The 18,772-nt window shown below is 72.5% G+C and carries 15 protein-coding genes; 7 read left to right on the top strand and 8 right to left on the bottom strand.

What is annotated here, in order from left to right; all coding sequences use genetic code 11:
- Genes IG69_RS0111745 through IG69_RS0111730 form a run of 4 tightly spaced genes read left to right on the top strand, consistent with a single transcriptional unit; the run spans window position 1 to window position 6,216 of the window.
- Window positions 1–942, top strand: coding sequence for a carbohydrate ABC transporter permease (locus IG69_RS0111745; protein ID WP_030528362.1), 942 nt, complete (start codon window positions 1–3; stop codon window positions 940–942).
- Entirely contained in the window at window positions 939–1,862 is a 924-nt protein-coding gene (locus IG69_RS0111740; RefSeq protein ID WP_084696760.1) for a carbohydrate ABC transporter permease, read from the top strand. Before IG69_RS0111745 ends, IG69_RS0111740 begins: the two co-directional genes overlap by 4 nt.
- A gap of 16 nt (window positions 1,863–1,878) precedes the next feature.
- Window positions 1,879–4,941, top strand: a complete 3,063-nt coding sequence (locus IG69_RS0111735) for an alpha-mannosidase (protein WP_030528360.1) — start codon at window positions 1,879–1,881, stop codon at window positions 4,939–4,941.
- Window positions 4,942–4,998: 57 nt separating this feature from the next.
- A complete protein-coding gene (locus tag IG69_RS0111730) occupies window positions 4,999–6,216 on the top strand; it encodes a pyridoxal phosphate-dependent decarboxylase family protein (RefSeq protein WP_051750481.1) in 1,218 nt (405 codons plus the stop codon).
- Here the strand turns inward: IG69_RS0111730 and IG69_RS0111725 are convergent.
- Complete coding sequence (locus tag IG69_RS0111725; protein WP_051750480.1) at window positions 6,206–7,627, bottom strand: APC family permease; 1,422 nt, start codon at window positions 7,625–7,627, stop codon at window positions 6,206–6,208. The two genes, IG69_RS0111730 and IG69_RS0111725, sit on opposite strands and share 11 nt — an antisense overlap.
- Before the next feature lie 88 nt (window positions 7,628–7,715).
- Window positions 7,716–8,900: a dephospho-CoA kinase gene (coaE, locus tag IG69_RS0111720; protein WP_030528357.1), complete on the bottom strand. Its 1,185-nt coding sequence runs from the start codon at window positions 8,898–8,900 to the stop codon at window positions 7,716–7,718.
- 71 nt (window positions 8,901–8,971) lie between these two features.
- Here coaE and IG69_RS0111715 point away from each other — a divergent pair, with 71 nt between their 5' ends.
- Window positions 8,972–10,150: an acyltransferase family protein gene (locus IG69_RS0111715; protein ID WP_030528356.1), complete on the top strand. Its 1,179-nt coding sequence runs from the start codon at window positions 8,972–8,974 to the stop codon at window positions 10,148–10,150.
- Window positions 10,147–11,376, top strand: a complete 1,230-nt coding sequence (locus tag IG69_RS0111710) for an acyltransferase family protein (protein WP_030528355.1) — start codon at window positions 10,147–10,149, stop codon at window positions 11,374–11,376. Before IG69_RS0111715 ends, IG69_RS0111710 begins: the two co-directional genes overlap by 4 nt.
- On the opposite strand, the gene IG69_RS0111705 is transcribed toward IG69_RS0111710, so the two are convergent.
- The 6 genes from IG69_RS0111705 to rpsA all read right to left on the bottom strand — a co-directional run bounded on the left by IG69_RS0111705 (window position 11,329) and on the right by rpsA (window position 17,817).
- Window positions 11,329–11,799: a PPOX class F420-dependent oxidoreductase gene (locus IG69_RS0111705; RefSeq protein ID WP_030528354.1), complete on the bottom strand. Its 471-nt coding sequence runs from the start codon at window positions 11,797–11,799 to the stop codon at window positions 11,329–11,331. The genes IG69_RS0111710 and IG69_RS0111705 overlap by 48 nt on opposite strands.
- 30 nt (window positions 11,800–11,829) lie before the next feature.
- On the bottom strand, window positions 11,830–12,921 hold the full coding sequence (locus IG69_RS0111700) for an ABC transporter ATP-binding protein (RefSeq protein ID WP_030528353.1): 1,092 nt from the start codon (window positions 12,919–12,921) through the stop codon (window positions 11,830–11,832).
- Between the two features lie 13 nt (window positions 12,922–12,934).
- Window positions 12,935–14,227, bottom strand: a complete 1,293-nt coding sequence (locus IG69_RS0111695) for an ABC transporter substrate-binding protein (RefSeq protein ID WP_030528352.1) — start codon at window positions 14,225–14,227, stop codon at window positions 12,935–12,937.
- Window positions 14,228–14,323: 96 nt separating this feature from the next.
- A complete protein-coding gene (locus IG69_RS0111690; protein WP_030528351.1) occupies window positions 14,324–15,184 on the bottom strand; it encodes a carbohydrate ABC transporter permease in 861 nt (286 codons plus the stop codon).
- Complete coding sequence (locus tag IG69_RS0111685) at window positions 15,181–16,146, bottom strand: carbohydrate ABC transporter permease (protein WP_084696758.1); 966 nt, start codon at window positions 16,144–16,146, stop codon at window positions 15,181–15,183. The genes IG69_RS0111690 and IG69_RS0111685 overlap by 4 nt, the downstream gene beginning before the upstream one ends.
- A gap of 177 nt (window positions 16,147–16,323) precedes the next feature.
- On the bottom strand, window positions 16,324–17,817 hold the full coding sequence (rpsA, locus tag IG69_RS0111680) for a 30S ribosomal protein S1 (protein ID WP_030528349.1): 1,494 nt from the start codon (window positions 17,815–17,817) through the stop codon (window positions 16,324–16,326).
- A gap of 154 nt (window positions 17,818–17,971) precedes the next feature.
- On the opposite strand from rpsA, the gene IG69_RS0111675 reads away from it, so the two are divergent.
- A complete protein-coding gene (locus IG69_RS0111675; RefSeq protein WP_030528348.1) occupies window positions 17,972–18,772 on the top strand; it encodes a class I SAM-dependent methyltransferase in 801 nt (266 codons plus the stop codon).

Below are 18,772 nucleotides of genomic sequence, written 5' to 3'. Positions count from 1 at the left end.
GTGAGCACCGCCCTCGCACCCGCCCCGAGCCGCCGCGACCGCGGCGGCCCGGGGCGGGGTGCCGCCACCGGCGGCCGGCGCACGCTCCTGCGCCTCCTCCCCCTCGCCCCCGGCGTCGTCCTCATGGGGATCTTCCTCGTCGGCCCCATCGGGTACGCCCTCTACGGCTCGCTGACCAACGCGGCCCTGTCGGGCTACCGCGCCGTCGCCCCCGAGTTCGTCGGTCTCGACAACTACACGCAGCTGTTCACGAGCGGCCAGTTCTGGAAGTCGGTCTGGCTCACCCTCGTCTTCGTCGTCGGCTCCGCCATCGTCGGCCAGAACGTCCTCGGGATGGCCCTCGCGCTGCTCGTCCGCAACGGGCCGAAGCGGCTCGGCTCGGTCGTCAGCTCTCTCGTCGTCACGGCGTGGGTGCTGCCCGAGATCGTCGCCGCGTTCACCCTCTACGCGTTCTTCGCCACCGACGGCACGCTCAACGAGATGCTCGGGTGGCTCGGCCTCGACGGGCCGACCTGGCTCATCACGTTCCCGCTGCTCACCGTCATCCTCGCCAACGTCTGGCGCGGCACGGCGTTCTCGATGATGGTCTACTCGGCCGCCCTCGCCGAGGTCCCGCCGGACCTCACCGAGGCCGCGGAGATCGACGGCGCCGGCTGGTGGCAGCGCTTCACGCGGATCACGCTGCCGATGGTCCGCCGGGCCATCGCGACGAACATGATGCTCACGACGCTGCAGACCCTCGGCGTCTTCACCCTCATCTGGGTGATGACCGGCGGCGGCCCCGGGACGCAGAGCTCGACGCTGCCCATCCTCGCCTTCCAGCAGGCCTTCAAGTTCGCACAGGTCGGCTACGGCACGGCCATCGCCACGGTGACGCTCATGGTCGGTGCGCTGTTCGCCGTCGTCTACGTCAAGGTGCTCAAGCCGGAGGTCGACTCATGACGACGCCCACGACCACGCCGTCGCCCACCGCCGCCGTGCCGGTCCCGCCGGCCGCGACCCGCCCACCCCGGCGCCCCCGGGTCAGCCCCGCGGCGCCGAGCCGCACGAAGGGCCCGCGACTGGCCGCCGGGCTCGCGCTCGTCGTCGTCGGCGTGGCGTTCCTCGTGCCGCTCGCCTGGATCCTCCTCGCGTCGGTCAACCCGAGCGCCACGGTGTCGGTCTCGGTGCCGGAGGAGCCGACGCTGCAGAACTACCGCGACGTCCTCACCCCGGAGCTGACCTTCCGACCGCTGCTCAACTCGCTCGTCGTCTCGGGCGCGACGGCGGTCATCGTCGTCCTCGTCGCGACCCTGTCGGCGTACCCGCTGTCGCGGTACAGGATGCGGTTCAACCGGGCGTTCCTCCACACGATCCTCTTCGGGAGCTGCCTGCCCATCACCGCGGTGATGGTGCCGGTCTACGCCCTCTTCGTCACGCTCGGGCTGCTCGACTCGGTGCCCGGCACGGTCCTCTTCCTCTCCGCGACGGCGCTCCCAATGGCCGTCTGGATGACGAAGAACTTCATGGACTCGGTGCCGGTGTCGATCGAGGAGGCCGCCTGGGTCGACGGGGCGAGCTCGATGCAGGCGTTGTGGCGGGTCGTCGTCCCGCTCATGCGCCCCGGCATGGCGGTCGTCTTCATCTTCGTGTTCACGCAGGCGTGGGGGAACTTCTTCGTCCCGTTCGTGCTCCTGCTCGACCCGGCGAAACAGCCTGCGGCCGTGTCGATCTACACGTTCTTCGGCACCAACGGAGCGGTGGCCTACGGGCAGCTCGCCGCCTTCTCCGTCCTGTACTCCCTGCCCGTGCTCGTCCTGTACCTCGTCGTCCAACGCCTCGGAGGCGGCTCGTTCGCCCTCGCCGGCTCCGTCAAGGGTTGAGAGGAAACCACCACCCGTGCACGACAACAGCCACCTCGTCGAGCTGCGCGTCGACCGCTTCGTGCGGGAGCGCCTCGTCCCCGGCCTCCACCGCCGCCGCACCCCCCTCACCGTCGAGTGGTGGGAGGCCCCCGGCGAGCCCGTCCCCTTCGCCGAGGCCACCACCTCCGCGTTCGAACCCGTCTCCCCCGGTACCCGCTGGGGCCGCCCGTGGGGCACGACGTGGTTCCGCGCCACCGGGACCGTCCCCGAGGGCTGGGGAGGTGACGGCACGCGCGTCGAGGTCGTCGCCGACCTCGGCTACTCCGAGGACCACCCCGGTTTCCAGGCCGAGGCCACGGCCTACCGCCCGGACGGCACCGTCATCAAGGGCCTGCACCCCCGCAACCGGTACCTACCCCTCGCGGCGGTCTCCGCGGACGGACAGGCCGTCGAGGTGCTGCTCGAGGCGTCGTCCAACCCGGACGTCGCCGGCGCCGGCGCCTTCACCTTCGAGCCGACCCCGCTCGGTGACCTCGCCACGGCCGGGCGCGAGCCGCGCTACCGCTACGACGGGGTCGACCTCGCCGAGGTCGACGTCGAGGTGTGGGAGCTGCTCCAGGACGTGACCGCCCTGCGCGGCCTCGTCGTCGAGCTGCCCGCCGGCAGCCGCCGCGCGGGCGCCCTCAAGGCGCTCGAGGACGCCGTCGACGCGGTCGACCCCGACGACGTCGCCGGCACCGCGGCGGCCGGCCGCGCCGCGCTGCGGCCCGCGCTCGACGCGGGGGCGGACGCCAGCGCGCACCGCGTCGTCGCCGTCGGGCACGCGCACATCGACTCGGCCTGGCTCTGGCCCACCCGCGAGACCGCGCGCAAGTGCGCCCGCACCTTCTCCAACGTCCTCGCCCTCATGGACGAGGACCCCGACCTCGTCTTCGCGTGCTCCTCGGCGCAGCAGTACGCCTGGGTGCGCGACAGCCAGCCCGAGCTGTTCGAGCGGATCAAGGAGCGCGTGCGCGAGGGCCGGTTCGTGCCGGTCGGCGGCATGTGGGTCGAGTCCGACACCAACATGCCCGGAGGCGAGGCGCTGGCCCGCCAGTTCGTCGCCGGCAAGCGCTTCTTCCTCGAGGAGCTCGGGGTCGAGCCGGAGGACGTCTGGCTGCCCGACTCGTTCGGCTATACGGCGGCGATGCCGCAGATCGCCCTCGCGGCGGGCGCGCGCTGGTTCCTCACCCAGAAGCCGTCGTGGAACGAGACCAACCGGATGCCGCACCACACCTTCTGGTGGGAGGGCATCGACGGGTCCCGGGTCTTCACCCACTTCCCGCCGGCCGACACCTACAACTCCGACGTCTCGGCGGCCGACCTCGCGCGCGCCGAGCGCAACTTCGCGGAGAAGGGGCGGACCGACCTCTCGCTGCTGCCCTTCGGGTACGGCGACGGCGGCGGCGGTCCCACCCGCGAGATGCTCGCGGCCGCCGCGCGCACCCACGACCTCGAGGGCTCCCCGCGCGTCGAGCTCGGCGACCCCCACGACTTCTTCCGCCGGGCCGAGGCGGCCTACCCGGACGCACCCGTGTGGAGCGGCGAGATGTACCTCGAGTTCCACCGCGGCACCTACACCTCGCAGGCCCGGACCAAGCGGGGCAACCGCCGCAGCGAGCACCTCCTGCGCGAGGCCGAGCTGTGGGCGGCGACGGCGGCGGTGACGACGGGCGCGGAGTACCCCTACGACGCGCTCGAGCGGGCGTGGCACACGGTGCTGCTCCAGCAGTTCCACGACATCCTGCCCGGCTCGTCCATCGCCTGGGTGCACCGCGAGGCCGAGGCCAACTACGAGCGGGTGGCGACCGAGCTCGAGACCCTCGTCGACGACGCCCTGGCCGCTCTCGCGGGCGAGGGCGAGCACGAGGTCGTCTTCAACGCGGCCCCGCACGACCGCGACGGGGTCACCGCCCTCGGCGCGGCGGTCCTCGACGGCTCGGGACCGGAGACCCCGGTCGGCGTCGAGGACTCCCCCGACCCCGACACCGGCGGGTGGGTCGTCGACAACGGGCTCGTGCGCCTGGTCGTCGACCGCGACGGGCTGCTCGCGTCGGTGCGCGACCTCACCGCCGGGGGCCGCGAGGTCCTCGCGCCGGGGAGCCGCGGCGCCCTGCTCCAGCTGCACCGCGACACCCCCACCCAGTGGGACGCGTGGGACGTCGACGAGCACTACCGCCGGCACACGACCGATCTCGTCGACGCCGAGCTCGTCGAGCTCGTCGAGAAGGGGCCGGAGCGGGTCGCCGTGCGCGTCGTGCGCCGGTTCGGCTCCTCCCGGGTCGAGCAAATGCTCGCCCTGCGGGCCGGCAGCCGGGTCGTCGACGTCGAGCTCGACGTCGACTGGCGGGAGCGTCAGAAGCTGCTCAAGCTCGCCTTCCCCCTCGACGTCCATGCCGACCGCGCGGCCTCGGAGATCCAGTTCGGCCACGTCCTGCGCCCGACGCACACGAACACCTCGTGGGACGCGGCCCGCTTCGAGACCTGCGCCCACCGCTGGGTCCACGTCGGCGAGCCGGGGTACGGCGTCGCGGTCGTCAACGACTCGACGTACGGCCACGACGTCGGCCGGACCTCGCGCGGCGACGCCGAGGCCACCCCCGGCACGACGACGACCGTCCGGCTCTCGCTCCTGCGCGCGCCGGTCTACCCCGACCCCGAGGCCGACCAAGGCCACCACCGGCTGCGGGCCGGGCTCGTCGTCGGGGCCGAGGTCGCCGAGGCCGTCGTCGAGGGCTACCGGGCGAACCTGCCGGTGCGCTCGGTGCGCGGTGCGGCCGCCCCCGCTCCGCTCGTGCGGCTCGAGGGCGACCCGGGTGTCGTCGTCGAGGCGGTCAAGCTCACGGAGGACCGCAGCGGCGACGTGGTCGTCCGGCTCTACGAGGCCCACGGCGGGCGCGCGTCGGCAAGGCTCGTCGCCGGGTTCGAGGCGACCGAGGTCGTCGAGACCGACCTGCTCGAACGGCCGCTCCGGGAGCCGCGGGCGCTGACCGACCGTGACGGCTCGATCTCGCTGCGGCCCTTCCAGATCGCGACGCTGCGGCTGCGGCGGGCCTGACACCGGTGCGCGGCGGGGACTGGCCCCGCCGCGCGCCCGGGGGGGAGCATCGGCGCCATGACCGGCTCCGTGCCCGACTCCTTCGCCGGCCCCCTCCCCCGTGAGGGCATCGGGGCGGAGGCCGCCTACGCCGAGGTGCTCGCGCGCGTCGTGCCGTACACGATGGGCAACGACCACGCCCGGTTCTGGGGTTGGTACATGGGCACCGGCACCCCGGTGGGCAACCTGGCCGACCTCGTGGCCAGCGCCCTCAACCCGAACCTCGGCGGGGGCGACCACGCGCCGGTGCTCGTCGAGCAGCAGGTCGTGCGCTGGTGCGCGGAGGCGGTGGGCTACCCGACGAGTGCGAGCTGCCTGCTGGTCAGCGGCGCGTCGGAGGCGAACCTCGTCGGGCTCGCGGTCGCCCGCAGCGCGGTCCTCGGCCCGACCGTTCGCACCGAGGGGCTGGCCGGAGTATGGACGGTGGCCGTCTACGCGAGCAGCGAGGTCCACAGCTGCCACCGGAAGAGCTGCGAGCTGCTGGGTCTCGGCGAGGCGTCGCTCCGGCTGCTGCCCGTGCACGAGGACCAGACCCTCGACGTCGCCGCCCTCGCCCAGCGCGAGGGCCTCTGGCTGCACGTCGACGGCGCGATCGGCGGCTTCCTCGGCCTCAGCGCCCACCGCGACCTCGTGCGGGGGATGGCTCGGGCCGACTCGCTGGCGCTCGACCTGCACACGTGGATGCAGGCGCCGATGGACGTCGGGCTCGTCCTCGTCCGCGACGAGGCCGCCCACCGCGCGACCTTCTCGGTCGTGCCCGCCTACCTGCGGCACGCCACCCGCGGGCTGGCCGCCGGCGACGTCTGGTTCACCGAGTACGGCATCGACCTCACCCGCGGCTTCCGGGCCCTGCGGGTGTGGATGGCCCTGCTCGCGCACGGCGCCGACGCGCACGGCGCGGTGATGGACCGGACCACCGCGCTGGCCTACCGGCTGGCCGAGCTCGTCGACGGCCACCCCGCGCTGGAGCGGCTGGCCCCCGTCGGCTGCGACATCGTGTGCCTGCGCTACCGGGTCGACGGCCTGGACGAGGAGCAGCTCGACGCCGTCAACCGCGAGCTCGTCCTCCTCGTCCAGGAGAGCGGCGTGGCGGTCGTCACCGAGACGACGCTGCGGGGACGGCTCGCCGTGCGTGTCGCCATCGGCAACCACCGCACCCGGCCCGAGGACCTCGACCTGTTCGTCGCCGCGCTCGAGCGCCTCGGACCCCGGGCCGTCGCCATCGTCACCGGGTGAGCGCCGGGTCCGTCTCCGTGTCGTCGCTGCCGGTCCGCGAGCCGACGACCCGCTCGACGAGGTACAGCACCACCCCGAGCAGGAGCAGGCCCCCGCACCACAGGAGTGACGTCGGGTCGTCGTAGACCGCGAACGCGAGGATCGCGAGGTTGCCCACGAGGCCCAGGAGCAGCAGCGGGGTGTTGGCCCGGAACGTCTTCTCGTGCTCGTCCTGCCCGCGCAGGCGCAGGCACGCGACGATGACCAGGGCGTAGATGAAGAGCAGGAAGACGACGGTGACCAGCGCGAGCCGGTTGACCAGGTCGATCCCACCGCCGGCCTCGAGCACGAGCGTGCCGGTGACGAGCAGCGCCGCGACGACGAGCGCGCTGAACAGCAGCCCGACCCAGGGGCTGCGGCGACGGGGGTGGACCGTCGCGAAGATGCCGGGCACGACGTCCTCGTTCGCCATGCCGTAGAGGATGCGCGGCTGCGTGACGAGGGTGACGAGGGTCGTGTTCGTGATGGCGACGAGGGCGATGACCGAGAACACCGTCGCCATGAGGTCCGTCGAGAACGGCAGGATCCCGGACTTCACCACCTCGAGCAGCGCGGCGTCGGAATCGGCGAGCCGGTCGACGGGCACGGTGAGGGCGGCGGCCATCGAGACGAGGACGTACACGACGCCGGCCACGACCATGCCTCCGACGAGCGAGCGCGGGAAGTGGCGGTGCGGGTCCACGGTCTCCTCGGCGACGTTCGCCGTGTTCTCGAAGCCGGTCATCGCGAAGAACGAGAACGCGATCCCGGCGAGGATCGCCAGCGCCGGGTTGCCGTCGGTGCTGAGGTCGGTGAGGACGCCGAAGTCGGCGTCGCCCTGCACGACGTGGTAGACGCCGATCGCCATGATGACGAGGAGGCCGGCCACCTCGACGAAGGTCATGAGCATGTTCATGACGACCGACTCGGTGATGCCGACGAAGTTGACGACGGCGAGCAGCGCGACGAAGACCAGCGACACGAGCAGGGCCGGCGGGCCGCCGCCGTCGAAGAGGGTCGCGAAGTACGAGGCGAAGCCGGTGGCGAGCGACCCCGTCGCGGCGAAGCTCGCGGAGAGGAACGACACGGTGACGAGGAAGGTCAGCACGGGGCTGCCGAACGCCTTCTTCACGTAGAGCGACGCACCGGCCGCCCGGGGGTACTTCGTCACGAGCTCGGCGTACGCGGACCCGGTGATGGCGGCCACGAGGATGCCGAGGGCGAAGGCGACCCAGAACGCGCCACCGACGGCCGCCGCGACGAGCCCCACGAGGACGTAGATGCCCGAGCCGAGCACGTCACCCAGCGTGTAGAAGAAGAGCTGCTTGCCGTTGATGGAGCGCCTGAGCGCACCGGTCCCGTCGTCGACGGCGGTGGTGTCGGTCGCGGTCACGGAGTCCCCAGTTCGTCGATGGTGCCCCGGTCCCCCCACCGGAGCGCGATCGACCCACCCTGTCACACCCCGCCGGTCGGGGGGAGGTTCAGGCCCCCGGCGCCCATCCGGTCCGCTCGGCCCAGGCGCGGGCTCGCGGGGACGCCGCGTCGAACCACGGCTCCTTGGCGTCGGCGTACTCCTCGGTCGTCACGAGGCGGGCCGCGAGGTCGGCCTTGACGGCGGCGTAGGCGTCGCGCTCGCCGGCGTCGGCGCGGAGCCAGTCGCGAAACAGTAGGGCGAACTGCCAACCGGCAGAACCCACCTCGCGCACGTGGACGTGGGCGACGCGCCCGGGGTCGGACGACCCGTGGAAGCGCTTGGGCCACGGCGAGCCGTCCCTGCCGTGGTCCTCGGTGACGTCCTCGACGCGCACGAACCCCATCCGCGCCATCCCGGCGACGAAGGCGGGGTCGTCGGCGTCGGCGAGGGTCGCGACACCCACCTGCAGGTCGACGACGTCCTTGGCCGGCAGGTGCGGGACCGCGGTCGAGCCGACGTGGTCGAGCGTCACCGCCGCCTCGCCCACGCCGTGCCGGACCCGGGCGAGGAGCCGGGCCGCGGTGGGCGCCCAGTCGGCGTCCGGCGGGGACAGCACGGGTGCGGGCAGGCGGCTGCGGGTCCCGCTGCGCATGTTGTCGGCGAAGGGCTCGAGACGTCGGTGCCACAGCCGGCGCACCGCCGTGGCCAGCGCCTCGGGGCTCCCCTCGTTGGGCAGCCACACGTCGGCGGCGGCCCGGCGCGCCGCGTCGTCCGCCTGCGCGGCGACCCGTGTGCGCGCGTCGGACTCGTCCATCCCGCGGTCGCGGACCAGCCGCGCCACGCGGACCTCGGCGTCGGCCCCCACGACGACGACGAGGTGGTACTCCCCCGCCATCCCCTTCTCGACGACGAGCGGCATGTCGTGCACGAGCACACCGCCCTCCGGGACCTCGGCCACGAGCTCGGCCGTGCGCGCCCAGATCGCGGGGTGGGTGATGGCCTCGAGGTCCCGCAGCGCCGCCGGGTCACCGAAGACGACGCGCCCGAGAGCCGCCCGGTCGAGCGAGCCGTCCGGGCGCAGGAGGTGGTCGCCGAAGCGTCGGGCGATCTCGGTGAGCGCCGGCTGCCCGGGCTCGACGACCTCGCGGGCGACCGCGTCGGCGTCGACGACGTGCGCCCCGAGCCGCGCGAGCTCCCGCGCGGCGGTCGACTTCCCGGACCCGATGCCTCCGGTCAGGCCCACGCGCAGCATGCCGCCGACCCTACCGGCGCGCCTCCCGCCGAGCCCCGGTGCGCCGGGCGACCGACGGGTAACCTCCTCCCGTGACGACCCACACGCGGGAGGCCCCGGACGCCGGGACCCGGGCCACCGCGCCCGGGCGGCGCCTCCTCGCCCTCGACGGGCTGCGCGGGCTCACCATCGTCCTCGTCGTGCTGGGGCACCTCAGCGCGTTCCTCTGGCCGGCCGAGGGGATCCGGTCGACCCCGTGGCTGCGCGGCCTCGTCGCCGGGGGCGCCGTACCGGTGTTCTTCGTCGTCAGCGGGTACATCGTCACCGCCGGCCTGCTGCGTGACGACGCCCGCGGGACCCTCGACCCGGTGCGGTTCTACGCCCGGCGCCTCGTGCGGCTGGGCGCGCAGGTCGTGCCGCTGTGCGCGGCCGTGGTGCTCGTCGCGGCGCTCGACCCGACCGACACCGCCCCGACCGGGTCGACGGTGACGACGGTGACCCACACCCTCACCTACACGAACAACTGGCTCTACGCGCTCGACCCGCTCCAGGCCCGCCCGGACCTCGGGCACCTGTGGTTCCTCTCCGTGCAGCAGCAGTGGTACCTCGTGCTGCCGCTCCTCGTGGCGGTCCTCGCGGCGCGCCGGCGGGCGTTGACCTGGACGCTCGTCCTGCTGGCCGTCGCGTCCGCGACCTACCGCCTCGTCGAGGCCTCGGACAGCACCTGGTTCGCGCTCTCGGTCAGCACCGTGGCCCGCGCCGACGGCCTCCTGCTCGGGGCGGCCCTCGCGGTCGCGCTCCCCCACCTGCGGCGCCTGGCTCCCCGCGCACCGCTCGTCGGGGCGCTCGCGCTGCTCGCGGTGCCCGTCCTCCTGTCGCTCGGCGGTGAGCTCGGCCCCTACGCCTACCTCGAGGGCTGGAGCGTCGCGTTCGTCGTCGTCGCCGCCACCCTCGTCGCGGCCGTCGTCCTCCACGAGCGCGAGAGCCGCCTGACCAGGGTGTTGTCGGTGCGATGGCTCACCTGGCTCGGTCGCGCCTCCCTCGTCGTCTACGTCTGGCACTACCCCGTCATCTTCTTCGTCGGGCGGCACGTCGGGCCCGAGGCGTCCCCCGTCGCCACGACCGCGGTCGTCCTCGCCGTCGTCGCCGTGGTGACGGCGGTCAGCCACCGCTGCGTGGAGGAGCCGGTCCGGGCCTGGCTCGCCACCCACCTGCGACCGCCCGCCGTCGAGCGCCCGCTGCCCCCGGCCCCGGGGGTGGGGGTCGCGTGAGCAGCGCCCCTCCCGTCGCCGTGCCGTCGACCCTGCACCGGGTCGTCCACCGCTCCCTGCCGGTCGACGGGCTGCGGGGAGCCGCCATCGCCCTCGTCGTGCTGTTCCACGCGACGGTCGTCTGGCCGACCGCCGAGCGACCGCCGCTCGGCTCCCTCGGCGCGCTGTTCCAGGGCGGCAACATCGCCGTGAGCACGTTCTACGTCATCAGCGGCTACCTCGTGACGAAGCGGATGCTCGCCGCCTCCACCCGCAGCCGCGTCTGGGGCCCGCTGGTCTACCTCGAGCAGCGGACGGTCCGGATCGCGCTCCAGGTCTGGGTGCTGCTCGTGGCCGTCCTCCTCGCGTGGCGCCTCGACCCCACGGACACGACCTCGAGCGACGCGACGATCCGGTCGGTGCTCGCGGCGGCGACCTTCACGTTCAACACCTACGTCCGCGACCACGCACTGGCGGCGCGCGCCGACATCGGCCCGCTGTACTTCCTCAGCATCGACGTGCAGTTCTTCGTCGTCGCGGCCCTCGTCGTCGTCGCGCTGGCCCGACGCCGGCGTCTGCTCGTCGGGATCGCGGTGGTCGCGCTCGTCGCCACCTTCTGGTGGCGCTGGCAGCTCTACCTCGACGAGGGCTGGTTCCGCGCGGCGCTGACGACGACGGCCCGGATGGACGGCCTCCTCGCCGGGGCGGCCGCCGCGGCCCTGCTCCAGGGTCGGCCCACGCCGACGTGGCTGCGACGGCACGCGACGGCCCTCGCGGGCAGCGGCCTCCTGCTGCTCGCGGGCGTGCTCCTCAGCTGTGTGTTCGTCGGGATCGACGGCTACTTCGGGCTCCAGGGAGTCGTCACCACGCTCGCCGCGACCGCCCTCGTCGTCGGGCTCGCGAACGGCGCCTCCGTCGACGGCCCGGGCAGCCGGGTGCTGTCGTGGCGCCCGCTCGTCGTGCTCGGCCAGGCGTCGCTCACGGTCTTCCTGTGGCACATGCCGGTCTTCCAGCTCGTCCGCCGCCACGCGGGCGGGTGGGACACGCTCCCACGGCTGCTCGTCACCGCGGTCGTCCTCGGCGCCGTCGTCGTCGTCGTGCACCGCGCGGTGGCCCCGGTCGCGGAGGCCGTCGTCCGCCGGGTCTTCGGCTCGCGCCGCCTCAGCCGGCTGGCCGGTGGCGACCCTCGGCCGACGGCCTCACTCCCCGGCGAGGCGAGCGGGGAACCCGCCGGTCGCGACCGGTGACCAGCGCGTCGGCGTGATGCGCAGGAGCGACTTGCCCTGCTCGACCATCGCCTGCCGGTACTCGTCCCAGTCGGGGTGCTCGCCCGAGATGTTGCGGAAGTACTCGACGAAGGGCTCGACGTCGTCGACCGCGTCGACGACCTCGGCGTCACCGTCGACCTGCACCCACGCCCCGCCGAAGTCGTCGGACAGCACGAGGACGCTGCAGCGCGCGTCGCGACGGGCGTTGCGGACCTTGGCCCGCTCCGGGTAGCTCGTGACGACGATGCGGCCGGCGTCGTCGACCCCGCCGGTGACCGGCGACGCCTGCGGGCGGCCGTCCGAGGCGCGGGTGGTCATGAGCACCATCTGGTGGCGCGGGCGGACGAAGTCGAGGAGCTCGGCGAGCTCGACGGAGGTGTTCGTGGCGATCGTGCGTGGCATGGCTCCACCCTGCCACGCACGACCACCCCGTCAGGCGCCGAGCCGCTCGCCGCTCTCCGCGTCGAACACGTGCGCCTCGGCCTCGAGCGGACGGACGCGCACGACGTCACCGACCTCGACGCCGGCCCGCTTCTCGGTCTTGATGGTGACCCGCTCCCCCTCGGTGCCGTCGGTCGACGGCCGGCGGCCGTAGACGAACGACTCCGAGCCGAGCGCCTCGACGAGCTCGACGGTCAGCTCGAGCGCGCCGGGGTCGTCGGCGCCGGCGATCCGCCAGGCCTCCGGGCGCAGCCCGACGACGACGCGGTCACCGGCCGCCGACGCGACCGAGCGGTCGAGCGCGACGGGCACCCCGTGCACCTCGGCCCGGCCCTCGCGCACCGGCGCCTCGACGAGGGTGATCGCCGGGGAGCCGATGAACGAGGCGACGAACGTGTTGACCGGCTTGTCGTAGAGCACCTCCGGGGCGTCGACCTGCTGGAGCCTCCCGTCGCGCAGGACCGCGACCCGGTGACCCATCGTCATCGCCTCGACCTGGTCGTGCGTCACGTAGACCGTCGTCACCCCGAGCCGTCGCTGCAGCCCCGCGATCTGGCTGCGGGTCGAGACACGCAGCTTGGCGTCGAGGTTCGAGAGGGGCTCGTCCATGCAGAACACCTTGGGCTGGCGCACGATCGCCCGGCCCATCGCGACGCGCTGGCGCTGCCCGCCGGAGAGCTGCCCCGGCTTGCGGTGCAGCAGGTCCTCCATCTCGAGGATGCGCGCCGCCTCCTGGACCCGGGTCTTCGTCTCCGCCTTGGAGACACCGGAGTTGTCGAGCGCGAAGGCCATGTTCTGCGCGGCCGTCATGTTCGGGTACAGCGCGTAGCTCTGGAACACCATCGCGATGTCACGGTCGCGCGGGCGCACCCCCTGCTGGTCGTGCCCGTCGACGAGGATGCGGCCGTCGTCGACCGGCTCCAGGCCGGCGAGCATCCGCAGGGTCGTGGACTTGCCGCACCCCGAGGGGCCGACGAGGACGAGGAACTCGCCGTCCTCGATGTCGAGGGTGACCGCGTCGACCGCCGGAGAGGCGTCCTTGGCGTAGCGGCGGGTCGCCGCGTCGAAGTAGACCGTTGCCATCGGATGGCTCTCCTCAGAGCTTGGACTTGATCTGGTTGTCGAAGACCTGCTGGCTCTCCTTGTCGAGGCCGGCGAAGACCGTCGCCACGTCCTGCCCCTGCGCGACCTGGTCCAGGCCCTTGCCGATGCGGGCGCCGCCGCCGGGCAGGAGCACGCGGGCGTTGTCCTGCGAGCGGGTCTGCGGCAGCTGGTCGATCGCGGTCTTGGCGTTGGGGTTCTTCGCGAGGTACTCCTTCTCGGCCGGCAGCTCGACGGCCGACTTGCGCACCGGCATGTACCCGGTCGCCTGCGTGAAGGTCACCGTGTTCTCGGCGTTGGTGATGAACTCGGCGAGCTTGAGCGCGTTGGCCTTGCGCTCGTCCGAGATGTTCGCCGGGATGCCGAGGCCCGCGCCGCCGGTCGGGCAGTTGCCCTCGCCCGGCAGGAACGCGGTGCCGACCTCGAACTTCGCGTCCTTGGCGATGCCCCCGAGCGAGCCGGTGGACTGGAGGATGCAGCCGGCCAGGCCCGCGGAGAAGTCGGCCTCGGGGGTCGCGTTGAACTTGACGACACCGGCCTTGGCGATGTCCTGGAGGTACTGGCCCGCCTTGACGGTGCCCTCGGCCGTGAACGTCGGCGTCCACTCCTGCGAGTACCCGCCGCCGTAGCCCCACGCCATGTTCTGGAAGTGCCAGTCGAGGTAGTTGGAGCCGTCGGGCAGCTCCATCGCGAACTTGCCGTTGCCGGCGGCCGCCTTGAGCGCCTCGGACCACTCCTTGAACTCGTCCCAGGTCTTCGGGCCGCGGTCCTCCAGGCCGGCCTTGGACCAGATCTCCTTGTTGTAGTAGAAGAGCGGCGTCGAGCGCGAGTAGGGCAGCGCGAAGTGGCCGCCGTCGAAGAGGTAGTCGCCGTAGAGGGCGTCGACGTAGTCGGACGGGTCGACCTTCGCCGTCGTCATGAGGTCGTCGAGCGGGGTCAGCTGCTTGTTGAGCGCGAAGTTGAACCACGTGACGTCCGAGACGACGACGAGGTCGGGGAGGGTGCCGCCGACGAGGGCGCCGTTGAACTTCTGGGCGACCTCCTCGTAGTTCTTGCCGGCGTCGACGAGCTTGACGGTGATGCCGGGGTTGGCCTTCTGGAACGCCGCGATGAGCTCCTGCTCGACCGGCTTGCTGTTGCCGGGGTGGTTGCTCCAGAACTCGAGCGTGTTGCCGTCGCCGCCCTGGTTCGAGGTGGCGCTGGTGCCGGTGCCGGCGCAGGCGCTGAGACCGGCGGCGCCGGCGACGCCGGCGAGGCCGAGGAAGCCCCGGCGGGTGACGTTGTTCATGGTGGTGCCCTCCCTGTGGTCCGGGACTGCTCGCCCGGGGTGGATGTGCGTCGTGGTCGTCGGTGGCGCTGGTCGGTGGTTCGCGGGTCGCCCGGGTCAGCTCTTGACGGCCCCCGCGGTGAGGCCCTTGATCATCTGGCGCTGGAGGACGAGGAAGAGGACGAGCACCGGGAGCATCGCGAGCACCGTGCCCGCCATCACCGGGCCCCAGTTCGTCACACCGTCGTTGTTCTGGAGCAGGGTCAGGCCGACCGGCAGCGGGGCGGTGCGCTGGTCGTCGGACATGAGGAACGGCCAGAGGTACTCGTTCCACTCGTTGACGACGGTGATGAGCGAGAAGGCGACGAGCGTCGGCCACGACATCGGCAGCACGACCCGCCAGAGGAGCTTGATCGGCCCCGCCCCGTCCAGCCGCGCCGCCTCGATGATCTCGCCGGGCAGGCTGAGGAACTGGTTGCGCATGAGGAAGGTCCCGAAGGCCACCCCGGCGAGCGGGACGATGATGCCCTGGAAGGTGTTGCGCCAGCCGAGCTGCGCGACGAGGGCGTAGTTGCTGATCACCGTGATCTGGTTCGGCACCATGAGCGCGGCGATGACGACGAGGAAGACGACCCCCCGCCCCGGGAAGCGCAGCAGCGAGAGCGCGTAGGCGCTGATGACGCCGAGCACGATCTTCGACGCCGACAGCACGAGCGTGATGATGACCGAGTTGCGGAAGTAGTCGAGGAACGGGATGCGCGTCGTCACGTCGTGGTAGTTCGCGGTCGTCGCGGGGTCGGGCAGCCACTGCGCCGGCTGCACGTAGATGTCGCCGCGCTCCTTGAGCGAGGTGATGACGATCCAGAACAGCGGGACGCCGACGAGCAGCAGCACGAGGACCATCCCGACGTAGCCGGCGACGGTCATCCCGCGGGAGCGGTGCGAGGCGGCCTCGGCCCCGTGCGCGCGCGCCCTCACGAGCGCTGCCCCTTGTCCATGATCCGCACCTGGACGACGGTGACGACCAGGAGGATGAGGAACATGACGGTCGCGACCGTCGCGCCGTAGCCGGCCCGCTGGTTGACGAAGGTCTCGCGGTAGACCTGGTAGACGAGGGTCATCGTGCCGTCGCCCACGGGCCCGCCGCGGGTCATGACGTTGATGATGTCGAAGACCTGGACCGAGCTGAGCAGCACCGTGATCGAGAGGAAGAAGGTCGTCGGGCGCAGCTGCGGCAGGAGCACCTTGCGGAAGTGCGTCCACGGCGAGGCGCCGTCGATCTCGGCGGCCTCGTCGAGGTCGGCGCGCCGGCCCTGGAGGGCGGCGAGGTAGATGACGAAGGTGTAGCCGAGGTTCTTCCAGATGTAGGTGAAGGTCACCATGAACAGCGCCCAGCCGGAGCGCTGGTAGAAGTCCGGTGCCTCGACCCCGATGCGGGCGAGCAGGTCGCGGACCAGGCCGAAGCTCGGGTCGAAGACGAACTGGAACGCGACACCGACCGCCGCGCCGGAGATGACGAACGGGGCGAAGACGGCCGAGCGGACGAGGTTCCTCCCGCGCAGCCGCTGGTCGAGGAGGATCGCCAGGCCCAGGCCGAGTCCCATCGAGATGCCGACCGTCGCGACCGTGAAGACGAGCGTGTTGCCGAGGACGGTGCGGGTGTCCTCCCGGCCGAACCACTCGACGTAGTTGGCGAACCCGACCGGGTTCGCGACCGGCGCCGAGATGTTCCAGTCCGTGAACGACAGCCGGATGTTGTCCAGCAGCGGACGGTAGGTGAAGACGATGAGCAGGACGAGGTTCGGCGCGAGGAGCAGCGCGGCGAGCGACCACTCCCACGCGCGTCCGGACGAGCGTCGCGGAGGGGGTCCGACCGGCTCGGGTGGGCCGGTGGTTCCCCCTCGCGCGACATCGGGCTGGGTCGTCGACGTCGGCGGCACGTGCGCGACCCTAACCGCGCAGGTCGACCGACGGGGACTTGGAGGTGAACGAGTTTCGTCCGGCCGATGACATCCGTGAAGTCGTCTCGCGCGGGGACCCGGGGACGGGCGAGGGGCCCGGACCGTGTGGTCCGGGCCCCTCGTGGCAGAGCCGGTGCGCCGTGGCGGCGCGGTGGCTCAGTTGCCGGTGAGCTTCTCGCGCAGGGCGGCGAGGGCCTCGTCCGAGGCGAGCGTGCCCTCGGACTGCGCGGCCTGCTGCGGACGCGGCGAGCTGTCGCTCGAGGAGGACGAGCCCGACTCCGAGGAGTACGAGGTCTCGGCGCTGCCGCCGGCGGCCTCCGCGTCGGCCTTGGCGAACGCCTCGACCTGGGCGCGGTGCGCCTCCCAGCGCGCGTGCGCCTCGGCGTACTGCTTCTCCCAGGCCTCGCGCTGGGTCTCGAAGCCCTCGAGCCACTCGTTGGTCTCCGGGTCGAAGCCCTCGGGGTACTTGTAGTTGCCCTGCTCGTCGTACTCCGCGGCCATGCCGTAGAGGGTCGGGTCGAACTCGACCTGGCCGGCGCCGTCCTCGTTCGCCTGCTTGAGCGAGAGCGAGATGCGGCGACGCTCGAGGTCGATGTCGATGACCTTGACGAAGATCTCCTGGCCGACGGTGACGACCTGCTCGGGCAGCTCGACGTGACGCTCGGCGAGCTCGGAGATGTGGACCAGGCCCTCGATGCCGTCGTCGACGCGTACGAACGCACCGAACGGGACGAGCTTGGTGACCTTGCCCGGGACGACCTGGCCGATCGCGTGGGTCCGGGCGAAGTGCTGCCACGGGTCCTCCTGCGTCGCCTTGAGCGACAGGGAGACGCGCTCGCGGTCCATGTCGACGTCCAGGACCTCGACCTTGACCTCGTCGCCGACCTCGACGACCTCGGACGGGTGGTCGATGTGCTTCCAGGACAGCTCGGAGACGTGGACGAGGCCGTCGACCCCGCCGAGGTCGACGAACGCACCGAAGTTGACGATCGAGGACACGACACCCGTGCGGACCTGGCCCTTGCCGAGCTCCTTGAGGAAGGTCGTGCGGACCTCGGACTGCGTCTGCTCGAGCCAGGCACGGCGCGACAGGACCACGTTGTTGCGGTTCTTGTCGAGCTCGATGATCTTGGCCTCGATCTCCTTGCCGACGTACGGCTGGAGGTCGCGGACGCGGCGCATCTCGACGAGGGACGCCGGGAGGAAGCCGCGCAGGCCGATGTCGAGGATGAGGCCACCCTTGACGACCTCGATGACGGTGCCGGTGACGACGCCGTCCTCCTCCTTGATCTTCTCGATCGTGCCCCAGGCGCGCTCGTACTGGGCGCGCTTCTTGGACAGGATCAGACGACCCTCCTTGTCCTCCTTCTGGAGGACGAGGGCCTCGACCTCGTCGCCCACGGCGACGACCTCGTTGGGGTCGACGTCGTGCTTGATGGACAGCTCGCGCGAGGGGATGACGCCCTCGGTCTTGTAGCCGATGTCGAGCAGGACCTCGTCCCGGTCGACCTTGACGATGCGACCCTCGACGATGTCGCCGTCGTTGAAGTGCTTGATCGTCGCGTCGATGGCGGCGAGGAGGTCTTCCTCAGATCCGATGTCGTTGATCGCGATCTGGGGGGCGGTCGTGTCGACCGTGCTGGCAGTCATGTAGTAGGAACTCCGATGTGGACAGATGGAATCGATGGGATGCTTCGCGCGCACGCGTGACCCACGCAGGGCACACGTGTGCTCGGCCAGCCTACTCGGCTCCGGGTGCAGCGGGCAAAACGTCCGGGACGGTCGCGGTCGGGGGCGCCGGCCGATGACGTCCGAGGCGGGGCGCCGACCCGTCGGCGCGGAGGAGACGCGCGCGGCCAACCGGTCGTGGTGGGACGCCGAGGCCGACGACTACTACACCGAGCACGGCGCCTTCCTCGGCGACGACTCCTTCGTCTGGGGGCCCGAGGGCTGGACCGAGGCCGAGCTGGACCTGCTCCGCGTCCGCGACGGGATGACCGTCCTGGAGATCGGCGCGGGCGCGGCCCAGTGCTCGCGCTGGCTGGCCCGCACCCACGACGTGCGGGTCGTCGCGAGCGACCTGTCGGCCGGGATGCTGCGCACCGGGCGTCGGCTCGACGTGCGGGCCGGCGCCGCCCCGCTCCCCCTGCTCCAGTGCGACGGGGCGGTCCTCCCCCTCGCGGACGCGTCGGTCGACCGCGTGTTCACCGCCTACGGGGTCATCCCGTTCGTCGCCGACAGCGCCGCCGTGCTGCGCGAGGCCGCCCGCGTGCTGCGCCCCGGCGGGCGCTTCGTCTTCTCGACGTCGCACCCGGTGCGCTGGGCCTTCCCGGACGTGCCCGGGCCGGCCGGGCTCACCGTGTCGCAGTCGTACTTCGACCGCACCCCCTACGTCGAGAGCGAGGCCGGCGTCGTCACGTACACCGAGCACCACCGCACCCTCGGCGACCTCGTGCGCCAGGTCGTGGCGGCCGGGCTCGTGCTCGTCGACCTCGTCGAGCCGGAGTGGCCCGAGCGCAACGAGGCCGAGTGGGGCGGCTGGTCCCCGCTGCGCGGCCGGGTGCTGCCGGGCACGGCGATCCTCGTCACCGAGCGCCCGGCCTGA

It is taken from the genome of Phycicoccus jejuensis, assembly GCF_000720925.1.
GTDB classification, from domain to species: domain Bacteria; phylum Actinomycetota; class Actinomycetes; order Actinomycetales; family Dermatophilaceae; genus Phycicoccus; species Phycicoccus jejuensis.
Note: the sequence above shows the minus strand (reverse complement) of the source record. Positions and strands in the feature narration are given on the sequence as shown.

Excerpts from the sequence above, each read along its gene's own strand:
- coaE (WP_030528357.1), bottom strand. The coding sequence starts at position 8,900 with ATGCTGCGCGTGGGCCTGACCGGAGGCATCGGGTCCGGGAAGTCGACC.
- IG69_RS0111700 (WP_030528353.1), bottom strand. The coding sequence starts at position 12,921 with ATGGCAACGGTCTACTTCGACGCGGCGACCCGCCGCTACGCCAAGGAC.
- IG69_RS0111705 (WP_030528354.1), bottom strand. The coding sequence starts at position 11,799 with ATGCCACGCACGATCGCCACGAACACCTCCGTCGAGCTCGCCGAGCTC.
- IG69_RS0111740 (WP_084696760.1), top strand. The coding sequence starts at position 939 with ATGACGACGCCCACGACCACGCCGTCGCCCACCGCCGCCGTGCCGGTC.
- rpsA (WP_030528349.1), bottom strand. The coding sequence starts at position 17,817 with ATGACTGCCAGCACGGTCGACACGACCGCCCCCCAGATCGCGATCAAC.
- IG69_RS0111675 (WP_030528348.1), top strand. The coding sequence starts at position 17,972 with ATGACGTCCGAGGCGGGGCGCCGACCCGTCGGCGCGGAGGAGACGCGC.
- IG69_RS0111730 (WP_051750481.1), top strand. The coding sequence starts at position 4,999 with ATGACCGGCTCCGTGCCCGACTCCTTCGCCGGCCCCCTCCCCCGTGAG.
- IG69_RS0111695 (WP_030528352.1), bottom strand. The coding sequence starts at position 14,227 with ATGAACAACGTCACCCGCCGGGGCTTCCTCGGCCTCGCCGGCGTCGCC.